This is a genomic window from Pseudomonas borbori, assembly GCF_900115555.1.
Classification (GTDB): domain Bacteria; phylum Pseudomonadota; class Gammaproteobacteria; order Pseudomonadales; family Pseudomonadaceae; genus Aquipseudomonas; species Aquipseudomonas borbori.
The window spans coordinates 1-14,673 of sequence record NZ_FOWX01000025.1 but is presented as its reverse complement, the minus strand read 5'-3'; the positions used below and the strand labels follow the sequence as shown (position 1 = coordinate 14,673).

Genomic DNA, 14,673 nt, shown 5'->3' with positions numbered 1-14,673 from the left:
AATTTGTCCATATCTTTTTATGCATTGGCCGCAACCGGCACCGACCGGAACACCGGGTAGCCGCCCAGCCCCAACAACAGTAGCGGCCCGACCACGAAGCACCCGAAGCAGAGGCCGAGCATCGCGGTGTAGCTGCCGGTCGTGCTCAGTAAGGCCCCGAACAACAGCGGCGCGGTGGCGGCACCGGCGGTGACCAGCCCTAGGTGCACACCGAACAGACGGCCATAGTCGCGCATGCCGAAATAGCGTGCGATCAGGAAGGCGGCGATATCGAACTCGGCCCCCGCCCCGATTCCCACCAGCAAGGTGGCGATGGTGAAGGACAACAGGCTGGACTCGCCATAGATGAAGACCAGGCAGGCAACGGCCGGCATCAGCAAGGCCAGCGCAGCGACGCCCGGAGCCCACAACCGGTCAATCAAATAGCCCACCAGCAGACGCCCGAGAATCAGCGAAACACCGAAGCTGCTGAATACCTGTCCGGCCTGTAGCGCCGTCAGCCCGCGGTCCTGCAGCATTGGCACGATATTGGTAACCATGCCAACCACGCAGGACACCACCAGGGTCATCGACAGGTTGCATACCCAGAAGCGCCAGGAGCACAGGGCATCCTTGAATAACAGGCCCGGACGCTCGCGCTCTTCCTCACTACCGGGCTGAATATTCTTGCTGGTGCTGCGGATCTCCGGGATCAGCCAGCGCAGCGCCAGCGGCAGCGCCAACAACAGCGGCAGCAACGCAAGCGCGATAAAACCGGCCTGCCAGTTCCAACTACTGATCGCCCAAGTGGTGATTAGCGGCAGCATGATCGCCGCCAATCCTGAACCACTGAGAATGATCGCCAGGGCAAAACCACGGTTCTCCTCGAACCACAGGTTGACCAGGTGCGACCACGTGATCTGCAAGGTGCCCAAGCCGGCAAGCGGCACCAGAAAGAAACCCAGGTAGAGCATCCAGATCGAGCCCCTGATCTGGCTCAGCATCAGCACACTGAGCGACAGGGTTACCAGCGACACCAGGGTCACGGCGCGCAGGCCGTAACGCAGGTTCAGCCAGCCGGCCAGTTGCGCCGCGACAATGGTGCCCAGAGACAACGCAGTAATCGCCGCCTGCAAATCACTGCGCGCCCAGCCCATGGCCTGCTCCAAGGGAATCACCATAGAGCTGAAGCTATACAGCAGCAACGAGCTGGAGCTGGTGGCTACGCCGACAATGGCCAGGATCAGCACATGCCAGCCGCGTTTGAATTCCAGGTTGTTGAATTTTTTCATAAACACTACTCGCCGGATGGACGGGGTCGACTGTCGTTACCGGCCACCGAGGCGGCCGGTAACCTTGCTCAATCGGTGCCGATAAACAGGGCCGCCTCGGCACTTTTGCTCAGCACATGCTGCTGGCGGACGGTGCCCGGTTGCAGCGCCGGATCGCTAAAGCTGAGGTCTTCTGGATGGATCAGCGTCGGGCCATTGGCCAGCTCGCGCAGAGCCACCTCGACGATCTCCCCGGCCTTGGGCAAGACCATGGTCAGGGCATCGGCAATCTTCAGCTTGACCATGGCAGCGCGCATGGTCGGCGTGTCCACAGTGCCTATCAGCAGGTTCAACACATCGACACCCCGGTCTTTCCACTCGGCCCACAACGACTCGCCGAGGTTCAGCGCAAAGCCCTTGGTCGCGCTATACATAGCCAGTTTGCGAATCCCCCCCAGTGCCGCCTGCGAACCGACCAGAATCAAACCGCCGCGACCACGCTCCAACATGCGTCCGCCGAAAGCGTGGCTGCACGCCATCACTGTCAGAGCGTTGAGGCGCAGCAAGGTGCTCCAGTCGTCGACTGAGGTGTCGAGGAATTTGGTGATATAGGGATCGCCCCCGGCGTTGTAGACGAACAGGCCGATTTCCCGCTCGGCCACGGCGGCGAGCAACTTGCTGGTCGCGTCGGCATGCGCAAGGTCCTGGGTGACCAGCAGCACCTCGACGCCATACTCTTCGATCAGTTGCGCTTGCAAGTCGCGCAGCGCTTCTTCACGGCGCGCCACCAGTACGCAGTTCAAGCCGCGTGCCGCCAGCTGCTGGGCAAAGGCTGCACCAACGCCGTGGGAAGCCCCGGCGATCAGCGCCCAGGGCCCGTATTTCTGTTGGAATGCCAGCACTGCACTGGCCTGCTTGGTAGATGACGACATCTGAATTCCTCGAATGGCTGCAACCAAGCGTCAATGCGACTCGATCGGCGGCAGGTCGATATGGCTGGCCGAAGCGCCGATCGCCGTAGCGCCGTAGACCTGTACGCGGCGCTCGATCTGCGCCATGAACAGGCGCAGCAGGCGCTCGTCGTATTCCGGACCCGCGCGCTTGACGAAGTCTTCCAGGGCCGCGTCAAGCTGGCTGTAGTCGTCGAAGCGGCGATCCAGCAAGGCTTCCACTTCGGCCTGATCGATCTGCAGCAGTTGCAGGGCCATGGCGTCGGCACAGGTCAGGTACTCGACCAACTTGGCCACCGACTGACGTTTGCTTTTCTGGAACTCGCCGCTCACCTCCAATTGCTCGAGCGCATCCTTGAGCATCAGCAGCAGTTGCGCGTTCGGCCCGCTGGCTTTGATCTTCAGGTCTGGAGTCTCGATGGCAATGCCCATCGCCTCGGCGAGCGCATGCACCACCACGCGGCGCAAGGCAATGTCGAACTCGATGTAGGTGTCATGCGGATCACCCGGCTGCGGGGTGGCAATGGTGGCAGAGAACTGCATGGTGCTGACGGTGGAGAACAGCACCGTGTGGAAGCGCACCACATCCGGATCAGCGGCTTCACCAGTCACTTCCTGGTAATAGCGGTAGAGCTCGCTGAAGCGCGCGCCCAGCGGCTCGTAATTGTCGCGCATGCGCGCCGAAGCCAAATCTGCCAGTGGATCGCCGAGCATGGCGAACTCGAAGTCGTAGAGCGCATTGACCTTGCCGTTCTCGAACAGGTACTGGCCGGAGTCGTACTGCACGAACGCCGCCTTGGTACGGTGCTTGGGCACGTTGCGCCGCAACCAGCCGAGGGCGAACTCGGCCAGCGGCTGCGGCTTGGTCTTGTTGCGGGCATACAGCGGGTAATAAGCCTCGAGCCCGGCCAGGCTGATCTGCTCGGCCCCCAGCGGCAGGCCGATGCCCTGGGCGGTGAACGGTTCCAGGGGCAGTTGGTGCATCGCCGCCATGGCCTGCACATACTGCCGCGCCAGGTCACTGCGCTGGGCGTCGCTGGCCGCCGTGGCGAGATCACGGGTACCGCGCACCTGCTGCATGATGATGGCTTGTGGTTCCTCACAAAAACCGTAGATTTTTGGCACTGGAATCCCCTGCTCACCCAGCAGGGTAAGGATGTCGGCCTCGCGGCGCAGCTCCGGGAAAGGACTGACATCACCGCCACGGTCGCCGCGGATATGCAACGCCAGCACTTCGCCGCCACGCCGCAGCTCGAGGTTCCACGCCGGCCGCCAGCGCAGCAGGCGCTCCATACTGATAATTTCGCCACCCAGCAACTGCTCGACAAAGTTGCGCAGTTGCTGCTCATTCAACGTATCTGCACTGCCTTGATCTTCTTGCGTTTGCATCTACATCTCCCCCCAGAAATCTACCGCACCGCATGCGGGCACGCGCTCAGCCGACCGCCTTGCTCAGACTCGGTCCGCCAACCTGCTCGATCGGTACGCCCTTCTTCTTCGCCAGATCCGCCGTATCCAGGTATTCGCGCCAGGCCTTGATCAGCCCCTGCTCATCCAGTTCGTAGACCGCCACCATCGAATGCGGCATCGGCAGCCCCCGGGATACCGCGTAGTCGTCTCGTTCGGTCATCACCAGGTTGTCGCTGGAGACCATGTTGCGGATCTTGCATTTGTTGTGGGTGACGTAGCTCATCTGTCGTTCGATCTCCTGGCGAAGCGCGGCCTGACCGCGAATTACCGGGCCTCCCGGCACCCACAGCTGCCAGACCGCGTCCTCGGCCATCATGGCGAGGATCTTGTCGATCTGCGGGCGGGTCGATGCACTGCCATCGCCCCAGGCCTCGCAGAATTCGCGGATAAAGTTTTCTTGTTGCATGCCCATGGCAAGCTCCAGTGTCGTTCGGCGCGTACCTCAAGCACGCGCCAGGGTTTAGAGATAGGCGCGTACCACTGGCACCATCGGCGTGCCACAGCTCATGCCGCCATCGACGCGCAGCAGCGCGCCGTTGACGTAACGCGACTCGTCGCTGGCGAGGAACAGCGCCATGCTGGCGATATCCTCCGGCTCGCCGAGACGCGGTACGTTCTGGATATCGAGAAAGGCCTGGGTCATCTGTTCGTTGGCCCAGCCCTCGAGCGCAGCGGTGCGGATCACCCCCGGCAGGATGGCGTTGCAGCGCACACCGCGTTTGCCGAAGGTCGCGGCGATGCTCTGCACATACCAGTTCAGCGCCGCCTTCGAAGCGCCATAGCTGAACTGTGCGACTTCACCGGCAATCGAGCTGGTCGAGGAAGTAAAGATGACCGAACCTGCGCCTTGCTCCAGCATGTGTGGCAACGCGTACTTGCACGCCAGCACGCCGCCGAGCACGTTGACCCGCATGTTGGCGTGGAACAGCTCCTGGTTGAAGTTAAGGAAATCCACGTCGCGCGCGGTTTGCGGATTCTTGTTGACCGCGTTGTTGAACAACACGTCGAGACGGCCGAAGGTCTGCACGGCTGTCTCGACCATCTGCTGCAGGTCGGCCTCGACGCCGACATCGACCTTCAAGCCGATGGCGCTACCGCCGCTCTCGACAATGCCTTGGGCCACCCGCTGCGCGGCGTCACCATAGAGATCGGTGACCACTACATGCGCGCCCTGGGCGGCGAACATCTGCGCGGCTGCGCGGCCGATGCCACTGGCAGCACCGGTGATCAGCGCAACCTTGCCTTCAAGACGATACATAGACTCTCTCCTGTTGCAGGAAGACCTGGACGCAGCGCTCTGCGCCAGACCGAGGGCGGGCATCAACGGGCCTGGCCGCTGGCGATGGTTTGCGGGTTGGCTTCGCGCTCGGCCACCGGCGCCTGGCGATAGCGGGTTGGACCGTTGCCGAACATGCCGTACTGATGACGCGTGAAGTCGTACAGCGAGTAGGCGTCGTTTTGTGGGTTATTGGGGATGCCATACGCCTGGATGTTGTACTGTGCACCGGCGCGGAACATCTCCCCGCTGTCGTCCCAGGCGTCATACAACGCCGCTCCGTAGGTGTCCTCATCGATGTAGTAACGGCGGGTCTTCTGCGCGTGACGCACGCCTTCCTTGCGTGTGGCCTCGACCACCCAGACGCGATGCAACTCCCAACGCTCACAGGCCGGATTGATGTGCTTGTCCATCAATTTGGTGGCCATGTCGCACTTCCACTTGAGGTCATAGTTGCTATAGGGAATCAGCATTTCCTGCTTGCCCAGCAGCTTCCAGTCGAAGCGGTCCATCTTCCCGGAGAACAGGAAGATTTCGTCGTAGAACGACACCCCGCCGAATGCCGAGTTAGGTGTGTCGTAGGCAAACTCCGGGGCCTTGCGCACGCGCCGTTGGCCGGTCGAATAGCTCCAGGCCGAACGGGCGTTAGCCACCGGATCGAGATAGTCCCAGTAACCGGACGCCTGCCCGGCCGTCCGTGCCGGGGCAATAATGCGCGACCAGATCCGCTGGGCGATGCCCGGGTCGCGGTCCGCCACGTCAATCTGGTAGTAGGGTTTCTCACCGGTGGCGCGGTTGGTGTTGGTCAGCGTTACGTGGCCCTGGTTGACCACATAGGCACTGTGATTCCAGTCCCAGCCATTGACCCCCTGGTAGTTGAGGATGTAGTTCCACATCACCTGCTGACCATCCTTGGGCAGCGGGAACGGCAGGCCACCGCGACAGGCCTCGGCGAGCGACAACCCTTGGTTCAACGACTTGCATTCCGGGTTGCTGGCGTTGCGTTCGGTGGCGGCGAGAAATGCTTCGGGAAACGCGGCAGTGCGGTGGGTCGGATAGACCTCCATGAAGTAGCTCTGCGGGTTGTCCTTGAGCAGCTTCATCTGCCCGGCAGACAATTGCTCGGCATACTGCTGTGCATTACTGGCATCGATGCGCAGACGTGGCTGTTCATCGGCGAAGGGGTTGGGCCAGAAGCCGTCGCCGGGTTGCAGCCCCGCTGGCACCTTGAGGCCACCTGCGTAGGCGGGAATGTTGCCATCGGCGCTGCCGGCAGCAATCGCCCCGAAACGGGTCAGCTTGCCGCCGAGGTCACTGGGCATGGGACTGTTGTCGGCAGTAGCCGTGCCGACCAACAACACGGCCAGTAGCCCCGTCGCGTAGGTATTTAAAGTCATGAGTACCTCCAGTCATTGTTTTTGTAGTCGCCTGGCAACAGGCGCAGCAAGAGCGAACAAACAAGCACGCGTCGTGCTACCAAGCAGTCGCAGGGCGAAGAAGGATGTCGTGAGGTTGATATGCCGCGGATTCACGAGTGGACCGGCCCGCCAGCATCAGAACGCCGTACTGAAGCTCAGCGAAAGCCAGTTGCGATCCGACAGGCCAATGTCTCCAGTGCCGCCCACCACCGTCTTGCCAACTCCAGCGATGTCGGCGTACTTACGCTGGCTGCCGTAACCGATGTAAGCGAGGGTGACGTCATAGCGTTCATCGAAAGTGCCCTTGATGCCCACCTTGTAGCTGTACTTGCCTTCACTGCCGCCACCGTTGGCCGCGTTGCCGGACAGGCCATAGTCGAAGCTCATCGGTGCGGAAATGTTCCACCCCGGGAACACGCCAAGCCATTGCGGAGACAGGTTGAACGCCACGCCGACATAGTTACGGGTCGCACAGCCCCACTCCTTGTCCTGACCGGAGGGGCAACCGTCATAGCCCTCGCCCTTGAACAACTCCTTGTGCTCGGTGACTTTCTGCACATGGCTGTAGGCCAGTTCGGCGATAAAGCTGCCCGTGTCGAAGTAGTCGGTGCGTGGGAGCAGCCACAGTGTGTTGACCACCATGTGCACGGTGTCGCCGCGCGCGCCCTGGTTATCCACGGCGCTGAAGTTTTTCGATATCAATGAGGCATTCTTGCGGTAGGACAAATCGACGCCCAGCGACGCGCCCCCGAGCACCGGGCCGGCGGCCCAGCTCAGCCCATAAAGCTTGACGTTCTCGGCATACACGTAGCGTGCGAAATTGGCACCGACCTGCAGCCCCCAGGGGGTGTAGTCATCATATTCGCGGTAGTACAGGCCGATATCCGAGTGCAGGAAGTCCAGACTGTAAGTGCCCATCACGCCCCAATTACCGCGGTCCCCTGGCGTCAGCGGATCGACCAGCGGGCGGGCAAACCCCTGAAACAGTGGCAATTGATCGGGCCCCTCAAGCGCCACATCGGCGGATGCCAGATAGGTGCCGCCTTCTGGCGCACGAGTGGTGTCCCACTCGAAGAAATACTGAGCCGCCAACGACAGCCGGTCGTTGATCTGAGCCTGGGCCGACACCTGGGTCAGCGGCAGGAAGATCTCGCGGGTTTCGGTACCGGGGTTACTCACCGCCTTGCGGCCGTCGAGCGGGGCCTGGGAATAGGACACCGCATGACCGGGAATCAGCAGGCCGTTGCCCCAGTACACGGTATGTCGGCCCGCACGCAGACTGACCGGCACATCGCCGAGGTTGAAGCGGGTAAAGACGAAAGCATCCAGCAACTCGCCACTCAAACCGCGGTGGTAGCGCTTGGTGAATCCCGAATACTCACCGCTTCGGTAGCTCGGGGTACTAGCCCCGGGGAACGCACCTGGGTAGAAGACATTGCCGGAGTTTGTCTCGACATCAGAATCGGCGTAGGCCTGGTCGTACCAGCCAGCGCCGCTGACGCGAATCCCATGGTACTGCTGGTAAGCCAATTCGAACTCGCTCATCACATCGATGCGGTTGGTTACCACGTCACCACGGTCGAATTTGGAGTCGGATTCATCATAGGTCGCATTGTTGGCCAGCGCTTGTTCGCGCTCTTCAGCCCGAATCCCGAGGTTGTAGCGCAGCGTGTTGTCCCAACGCAGGGTCAGGTCAGGGTTTGCGGTAGTGAACTCTCTTGCCTGGGTCAGGCCGCTACAGACCAGGGCGACGGCTACGCCAATTGCCAGGCGGGTCAGCTTCAGGTTGCCAATAGACATCAAAATCTCCGTCTCGCTTGTTATTGTTATTCGCAGCTGACTGCAACGATCACCGCTGGCAGAGCCGCCGACTGAGTAGACGAGAGGACATGCGCAGACACAACGATTCAGGCTATCGCTGAAATACAAAGGGCTATTGCTGAAATACACAGGTCATAAGCGCGCCCCTGCCTGTGGCTGAGTGGTGCGGATCGATAACAGGTCGGCAGACCGTTCATGCCGCCGGATCTGCTCGCTCGACCTGTCCGTCGCGCTCGACGCACTGCTGAACCTAAGGACATTGCGCCCTCACCAGGTATGTGCGGTGGCTGTTCGGGGCAAGGCCATTAGGTATTTGTTTATCAAATACCTTAAAGCAATTTTTATGTCTTTAAGATAACAAAACACTAACAGACAATCTGTTCATATTTTCTGAGCGATTCCTCCCCAAGTGAGGCAATCGGAATCAATAAGAACAAGATTGGAGGTTAGCCATGAGCACGTCACCGTCCCTGGACGACAAGTACGTTCAGCAAAGCGGAAAAGTATTGCTGACCGGTATCCAGGCGCTGGTGCGCTTGCCGCTGATGCAGCGCCAGCGCGACCTCGACGCTGGCCTCAATACTGCAGGTTTCATCTCCGGTTACCGCGGCTCGCCCCTGGGTAACTTCGATCAGGCCCTGTGGAAAGCCCGCGATCACCTCAAGCAGCACCACACGGTGTTCCAACCCGGGGTCAACGAAGACCTCGCCGCCACCTCGCTATGGGGCACCCAGCAGGTCAACATCTTCGAAGGTGCCAAGTACGATGGCGTATTCGGCATGTGGTACGGCAAGGGCCCGGGCGTGGACCGTTGCGGCGACGTATTCCGTCACGCCAATGCCGCCGGCACTTCTAAGTTCGGCGGCGTGCTGGCGATTGCCGGCGACGACCATGGTGCCCGCTCCTCTTCCCTGCCGCATCAGACCGAGCACATTTTCAAGGCGGTCATGATGCCGGTGCTGGCACCGTCCGGGGTACAGGAATACCTCGATTACGGCCTGCACGGTTGGGCCATGTCGCGTTACTCCGGCTGCTGGGTCGCACTCAAGGCGGTCGCCGACACCGTGGAAAGCGCCGCCATCGTCGACCTCGACCCGCACCGCGTGCAGCCGATCATCCCCGAGTTCGAGCTCCCCGAGGGCGGCCTCAATATTCGCTGGCCGGACCCGCCCCTGGCGCAGGAACAGCGTCTGCTCGAGCACAAACTGTATGCTGCACTGGCGTATGCCAAGGCCAACAGCCTCGACCGTATCGTGCTCGACTCGCCCAAGGCGCGCATCGGCATTATCACCTCCGGCAAGTCCTACCTCGACGTCTGTCAGGCGCTGAAGATTCTCGGCATCGATGAGGCCATGGCGCAGCAACTCGGTCTGCGCGTGTACAAGGTCGGCATGATCTGGCCACTGGAGGCCGAGGGTGTGCGCCAGTTTGCCGATGGGCTGGAAGAGATCGTGGTGGTCGAGGAAAAACGTCACCTGATCGAGTACCAGTTGAAGGAAGAACTCTACAACTGGCGCGAAGACGTACGCCCGCACATCGTCGGTAAATTCGATGACAAAGGCGAGTGGAGCCTGCCGCACACGGGCTGGCTGCTGCCGGCCATCGGCGAACTGACCCCGGCACAGATCGCCCGCGCGTTGGCCGGACGCATTCTGCGTCAGCAGCAGAACGACCAGTTGCAGGTAAGCCTGGCGGTCCTCGACGCCCAGTTGGCGTGCAAGGGGCACTTCAACAACCTGATGGATCGGGTGCCGCACTACTGCTCCGGCTGCCCGCATAACACCTCGACCAAAGTTCCCGAAGGCAGCCGCGCGCTGGCCGGCATCGGTTGCCATTACATGGCGGCCTGGATCTACCCGCAGACCCAGACCTTCAGCCAAATGGGCGGCGAAGGCGCGGCTTGGATCGGCCAAGCTCCGTTCACCGAAACCCAGCACGTATTCGCCAACCTCGGTGACGGCACCTACTTCCACTCCGGCCTGCTGGCGATCCGCGCGGCGGTAGCCGCCAAGTCGCGTATTACCTACAAGATTCTCTACAACGATGCAGTTGCCATGACCGGTGGCCAACCGGTAGACGGCACCTTGAGCGTGGCGCAAATCAGCCGCCAACTGGCTGCCGAAGGTGTACAGCGCATCATCGTGGTCAGCGAGGATCCAGACAAATACCGCGACGCCAAGGATCTTGCTGAAGGCGTTCCGGTATATGCCCGCGAGCGGATGGAAGAGTGTCAGAAGGAGCTACGCGAATTCCCCGGTGTTTCGGCATTGATCTACGATCAGACCTGCGCCGCCGAGAAGCGTCGTCGGCGCAAGCGTGGCAAGTTCCCCGACCCGGCACGTCGCGTGGTGATCAACGAGGCCGTGTGCGAGGGCTGCGGCGACTGCAGCAGCAAATCCAACTGCATGTCGGTGGTCGCGGTGGAAACCGAATTCGGTCGCAAGCGCGAGATCGACCAGTCCTCCTGCAACAAGGATTTCACCTGCCTGTCCGGCTTCTGCCCGAGCTTCGTCACCGTCGAAGGTGGCAAGCTGCGCAAGCCCAAGGCCCTGGCCGAGAACAGCGAAGAGCGCTGGGATCTGCCGCAACCCTCGCCACTCGCCCTGGATGAGCCGTACAGCATCCTGGTCACCGGCGTCGGCGGTACCGGCGTGGTCACCATCGGTGCCCTGCTCGGCATGGCGGCCTTTATCGAAGGCAAGGGTGCACTCAACCTGGACATGGCCGGCATGGCGCAGAAAGGCGGCGCGGTGTGGTCGCACATCCGCATCGCCGCGCGTCAGGAGCAGCTGTTCGCGCCGCGCATCGCCGAGGGCGAAACCAGCCTGTTGCTCGGCTGCGACCTGGTGGTCAGCGCCAACAGTGAAACCCTGATGAAATTGCGTCAGGGCGTCACCCACGCACTGGTCAACAGCGAGGAAAGCATCACCAGCGCCTTCGTGCGCAGCTTCGCCAAGCAGGCGGAAAGCGGCGACCTGCAAGCCAACCCCGATCCCAAGTTCCAAAGCCAGGACATGGCCGCGCAAATCCGCGAAGCGGTCGGCGACAGTCAGGCCAGCTTTATCGACGCCAGCCGGATCGCCACCGCGCTGATGGGCGACTCCATTGCCACCAACACCTTCATGCTCGGCTTTGCCTACCAGAAAGGCTGGCTACCGGTGGGCGAGGACGCCCTGCTGCAGGCCATCGAGCTGAACGGTACCGCAGTAGCGTTCAACCGCGCGGCCTTCGCCTGGGGCCGCCGCGCTGCCGTCGACCTGCCACGGGTACAGCGCAACCTCGAGGCCAGCAAGGTCCAGAGCCGCGACCGCCAACTGGCGCAGAGCCTGGAGGAACGCATTACCCGGCGTGCCGGTTTCCTCACCGAGTACCAGGATGCAACCCTGGCCAAGCGTTATCGGGATCGAGTCGAGCAATTCAGCGCAGCGGAATCTGCCCTGTGCGGCCAGCCGGGCCCGCTCACCGAGGCGGTGGCGCGCTATTACTTCAAAGTCCTGGCCATCAAGGACGAGTACGAAGTGGCGCGCCTGTTCACCAACGGCGAGTTCCTCAAGAAGATCGAAACGACCTTCGAGGGTGACTACAGCCTGCGCTTCCACCTAGCGCCACCGCTGCTGAACAAAGCCGCGCCAGGCGTCGAGCCGGCCAAGCGCAGCTTCGGCCCGTGGATGCTCAAGGGCTTCAAGCTGCTGGCCAAAATGAAATTCCTGCGTAACACCTGGCTGGACCCGTTCGGCTACACCCACGAACGCAAAGTCGAGCGCGAGTGGCTGCACAGCTATGAACAGATCCTCGACCAACTGCTAACGGAGCTCAGCCCGGAAAAACTCGAGACCGCCGTGAAGCTGGCCAGCCTGCCAGATGCAGTACGCGGCTATGGCCCGGTCAAGGAGCGCTACCTGGCCCATGCCCAGCAGCAAAAGACCCAGCTGCTAGAGCAATGGTGCCATGGGGATCAGTTCCACGATGCCGGCCTAGCCAGCAAACCCGTACGCATCCCAGCGGCCCAGCTTTGATCGGTCGCAGGGCCTTCTCGAAGGCCCTGCGCAGATCTGCGGATCGCAGTAAGCACAGCTGTCGAGCGCTTAGCCGCCTGGTGATACGCCAGTGGCTGAATCGACGGAAGCGGACAAACGTTAACGTAAAGGTAATTCGCGCGTGAGCATGCCAAGGACATACAGCATTTCCGAGCTTGCCCGCGAGATGCAAGTGACCACCCGCACCATCCGCTTCTACGAGGAACAGGGCCTGCTTGTGCCCCAGCGACGCGGCCAGGAGCGTATCTACTCGCTACGCGACGGGGTCACGCTGAGGCTGATCCTGCGAGGCAAGCGTATTGGCTTCTCGCTGGCTGAATGTAAGGAACTGATTGGTATGTACGACCCCGCCGGCGGCAACCACAAACAACTGAGCCGCTTTCTGGAGAAAATTGCCGGACGCCGGGAGCAACTCGAACAACAGATTTTGGACATCCAGCACATGCAGCTGGAATTGAACACAGCAGAACAACGCTGCCAGGCCGCACTGCGGCAACCTGCGGTATGAATCAAGCAATCGACAACGATTACAGGAGAGCTGGACCATGAGCCATTTGCCCGGACTGAATTTCTTCCTTGGTGAAGACATCGACATGCTGCGCGATTCCGTTGCCAGCTTTGCAGCCAAAGAAATCGCCCCGCGCGCGGAAGCCGCAGACCGCACCGATCAGTTCCCCATGGACCTGTGGCGCAAGTTCGGCGACATGGGCCTGCTCGGTATGACCGTCCCCGAACAATATGGTGGCTCGGGTATGGGCTACCTGGCTCATATGATTGCCATGGAAGAGATCTCCCGCGCTGCGGGCGGCATCGGACTGTCCTATGGAGCCCACTCCAATCTGTGCGTCAACCAGATTAACCGCAACGGTAGCGACGCACAGAAGGCCAAATTCCTGCCCAAGCTGGTCAGCGGCGAACACATCGGTGCTCTGGCAATGAGTGAGCCTAATGCCGGCTCCGACGTAGTATCGATGAAGCTACGCGCCGACAAGAAAGGTGACCGATATGTACTCAACGGCACCAAAATGTGGATCACCAACGGCCCCGATTGTGACGTGCTAGTGGTCTACGCCAAGACCGACCTGAGCGCCGGTGCCAAGGGCATGACCGCGTTCATTCTGGAAAAAGGCACACCAGGTTTCAGCTGCGCGCAGAAGCTCGACAAGCTCGGTATGCGTGGTTCGCACACCGGCGAGTTGGTGTTCCAGGATGTCGAGGTTCCCGAGGAGAACGTACTGGGCCAGGTTGATGAAGGCGTCAAGGTGCTGATGAGCGGCCTCGACTACGAACGCGCCGTACTCAGCGGCGGGCCGCTGGGTCTGATGCAGGCGGCGATGGATGTGATCGTGCCCTATATCCATGACCGTAAGCAGTTCGGTCAGAGCATCGGCGAGTTCCAACTGATCCAGGGCAAGGTCGCCGACATGTACACCACCCTCCAGGCATGCCGCGCCTATCTCTACGCTGTAGGCAAGCACCTGGATTCGATCGGCTCCGGGCATGCGCGCCAGGTCCGTAAGGACTGCGCCGGGGTGATCCTCTATACCGCGGAAAAAGCCACCTGGCTCGCCGGCGAGGCGATCCAGATCCTCGGCGGTAACGGTTATATCAACGATTACCCCACCGGCCGTCTGTGGCGTGACGCCAAGCTCTACGAGATCGGCGCCGGTACCAGCGAGATCCGCCGCATGCTGATCGGCCGCGAGCTGTTCAACGAAACCAAGTAAGGCGCTTGCCCGCGTAGGGTGGAAAACCGCGAAGCGTTTTCCACCAAAGCTGGTGGATGGATAAAACGTCATCCACCCTACGGATTACGGTATCGGAGTCACTGATGGCCATCCTGCACACCCAGATCAATACACGCTCGCCGGAGTTCGCCGCCAACAGCGCAGCCATGCTCACCCAGGTGGGCGCCCTGCGCGCCCTGCTCGCCCGCGTCCATGAGGGCGGCGGCGAGAAGGCCCAGCATCGGCATACCTCGCGCGGCAAGCTGCTGCCGCGCGAACGCATCAACCGCCTGCTGGATATCGGTTCGCCGTTCCTCGAGATCGGCCAACTGGCGGCCCATGGCGTCTACGGCGAAGACGTACCCGCCGCCGGGGTGATTGCCGGCATCGGCCGGGTCCAAGGCGTCGAATGCATGATCGTGGCCAACGACGCCACGGTGAAAGGCGGCAGCTACTACCCGCTGACCGTGAAGAAACACCTGCGCGCCCAGGCCATCGCCCAGCAGAATCGCCTGCCGTGCATCTACCTGGTCGATTCCGGCGGCGCCAACCTGCCGCGCCAGGATGAGGTGTTCCCGGACCGCGAACACTTCGGCCGGATCTTCTTCAACCAGGCCAACATGAGCGCCATGGGCATCCCGCAGATCGCCGTGGTCATGGGCTCCTGCACCGCCGGCGGCGCCTATGTGCCGGCCATGGCCGACGAGGCGATCATGGTGCGCAA

The 14,673-nt window shown here is 61.6% G+C and carries 11 protein-coding genes; 4 read left to right on the top strand and 7 right to left on the bottom strand.

Going from position 1 to position 14,673, the window contains the following annotated elements; all coding sequences use genetic code 11:
• Window positions 1–17: 17 nt before the first annotated feature.
• The 7 genes from BM315_RS17095 to BM315_RS17065 all read right to left on the bottom strand — a co-directional run bounded on the left by BM315_RS17095 (window position 18) and on the right by BM315_RS17065 (window position 8,164).
• The gene (locus tag BM315_RS17095; protein WP_090503211.1) at window positions 18–1,271 is read right to left on the bottom strand and encodes an MFS transporter; all 1,254 of its coding nucleotides are present in this window, start codon (window positions 1,269–1,271) and stop codon (window positions 18–20) included.
• Window positions 1,272–1,339: 68 nt separating this feature from the next.
• Window positions 1,340–2,182, bottom strand: coding sequence for an SDR family NAD(P)-dependent oxidoreductase (locus BM315_RS17090; protein ID WP_090503208.1), 843 nt, complete (start codon window positions 2,180–2,182; stop codon window positions 1,340–1,342).
• Window positions 2,183–2,212: 30 nt separating this feature from the next.
• The gene (locus BM315_RS17085; protein ID WP_090503205.1) at window positions 2,213–3,589 is read right to left on the bottom strand and encodes a phosphotransferase family protein; all 1,377 of its coding nucleotides are present in this window, start codon (window positions 3,587–3,589) and stop codon (window positions 2,213–2,215) included.
• A 46-nt stretch (window positions 3,590–3,635) separates the two neighbouring features.
• A complete protein-coding gene (locus tag BM315_RS17080) occupies window positions 3,636–4,082 on the bottom strand; it encodes a nuclear transport factor 2 family protein (RefSeq protein ID WP_090503202.1) in 447 nt (148 codons plus the stop codon).
• A gap of 48 nt (window positions 4,083–4,130) precedes the next feature.
• On the bottom strand, window positions 4,131–4,928 hold the full coding sequence (locus tag BM315_RS17075; protein WP_090503200.1) for an SDR family NAD(P)-dependent oxidoreductase: 798 nt from the start codon (window positions 4,926–4,928) through the stop codon (window positions 4,131–4,133).
• 62 nt (window positions 4,929–4,990) lie between these two features.
• Window positions 4,991–6,343 (bottom strand): DUF1329 domain-containing protein, encoded by a 1,353-nt coding sequence (locus tag BM315_RS17070; RefSeq protein WP_090503197.1) that lies wholly within the window; start codon window positions 6,341–6,343, stop codon window positions 4,991–4,993.
• A gap of 156 nt (window positions 6,344–6,499) precedes the next feature.
• Window positions 6,500–8,164, bottom strand: coding sequence for a DUF1302 domain-containing protein (locus BM315_RS17065; RefSeq protein WP_090503195.1), 1,665 nt, complete (start codon window positions 8,162–8,164; stop codon window positions 6,500–6,502).
• A gap of 473 nt (window positions 8,165–8,637) precedes the next feature.
• On the opposite strand from BM315_RS17065, the gene BM315_RS17060 reads away from it, so the two are divergent.
• The 4 genes from BM315_RS17060 to BM315_RS17045 form a co-directional block, all read left to right on the top strand.
• Window positions 8,638–12,201, top strand: a complete 3,564-nt coding sequence (locus BM315_RS17060; protein WP_090503192.1) for an indolepyruvate ferredoxin oxidoreductase family protein — start codon at window positions 8,638–8,640, stop codon at window positions 12,199–12,201.
• Window positions 12,202–12,349: 148 nt separating this feature from the next.
• Entirely contained in the window at window positions 12,350–12,730 is a 381-nt protein-coding gene (locus BM315_RS17055) for a MerR family transcriptional regulator (RefSeq protein ID WP_090503383.1), read from the top strand.
• 37 nt (window positions 12,731–12,767) lie between these two features.
• Entirely contained in the window at window positions 12,768–13,949 is a 1,182-nt protein-coding gene (locus BM315_RS17050) for an isovaleryl-CoA dehydrogenase (RefSeq protein WP_090503189.1), read from the top strand.
• Window positions 13,950–14,053: 104 nt separating this feature from the next.
• Window positions 14,054–14,673 (top strand): carboxyl transferase domain-containing protein (locus tag BM315_RS17045; RefSeq protein ID WP_280140428.1); only part of this gene is annotated, 620 nt, incomplete at its 3' end.

Bases quoted from the DNA above. Each gene is read 5' to 3' on its own strand.
- BM315_RS17070 (WP_090503197.1), bottom strand. From the start codon at position 6,343: ATGACTTTAAATACCTACGCGACGGGGCTACTGGCCGTGTTGTTGGTC.
- BM315_RS17050 (WP_090503189.1), top strand. From the start codon at position 12,768: ATGAGCCATTTGCCCGGACTGAATTTCTTCCTTGGTGAAGACATCGAC.
- BM315_RS17055 (WP_090503383.1), top strand. From the start codon at position 12,350: ATGCCAAGGACATACAGCATTTCCGAGCTTGCCCGCGAGATGCAAGTG.
- BM315_RS17085 (WP_090503205.1), bottom strand. From the start codon at position 3,589: ATGCAAACGCAAGAAGATCAAGGCAGTGCAGATACGTTGAATGAGCAG.
- BM315_RS17075 (WP_090503200.1), bottom strand. From the start codon at position 4,928: ATGTATCGTCTTGAAGGCAAGGTTGCGCTGATCACCGGTGCTGCCAGT.
- BM315_RS17095 (WP_090503211.1), bottom strand. From the start codon at position 1,271: ATGAAAAAATTCAACAACCTGGAATTCAAACGCGGCTGGCATGTGCTG.
- BM315_RS17060 (WP_090503192.1), top strand. From the start codon at position 8,638: ATGAGCACGTCACCGTCCCTGGACGACAAGTACGTTCAGCAAAGCGGA.
- BM315_RS17080 (WP_090503202.1), bottom strand. From the start codon at position 4,082: ATGGGCATGCAACAAGAAAACTTTATCCGCGAATTCTGCGAGGCCTGG.
- BM315_RS17090 (WP_090503208.1), bottom strand. From the start codon at position 2,182: ATGTCGTCATCTACCAAGCAGGCCAGTGCAGTGCTGGCATTCCAACAG.
- BM315_RS17065 (WP_090503195.1), bottom strand. From the start codon at position 8,164: ATGTCTATTGGCAACCTGAAGCTGACCCGCCTGGCAATTGGCGTAGCC.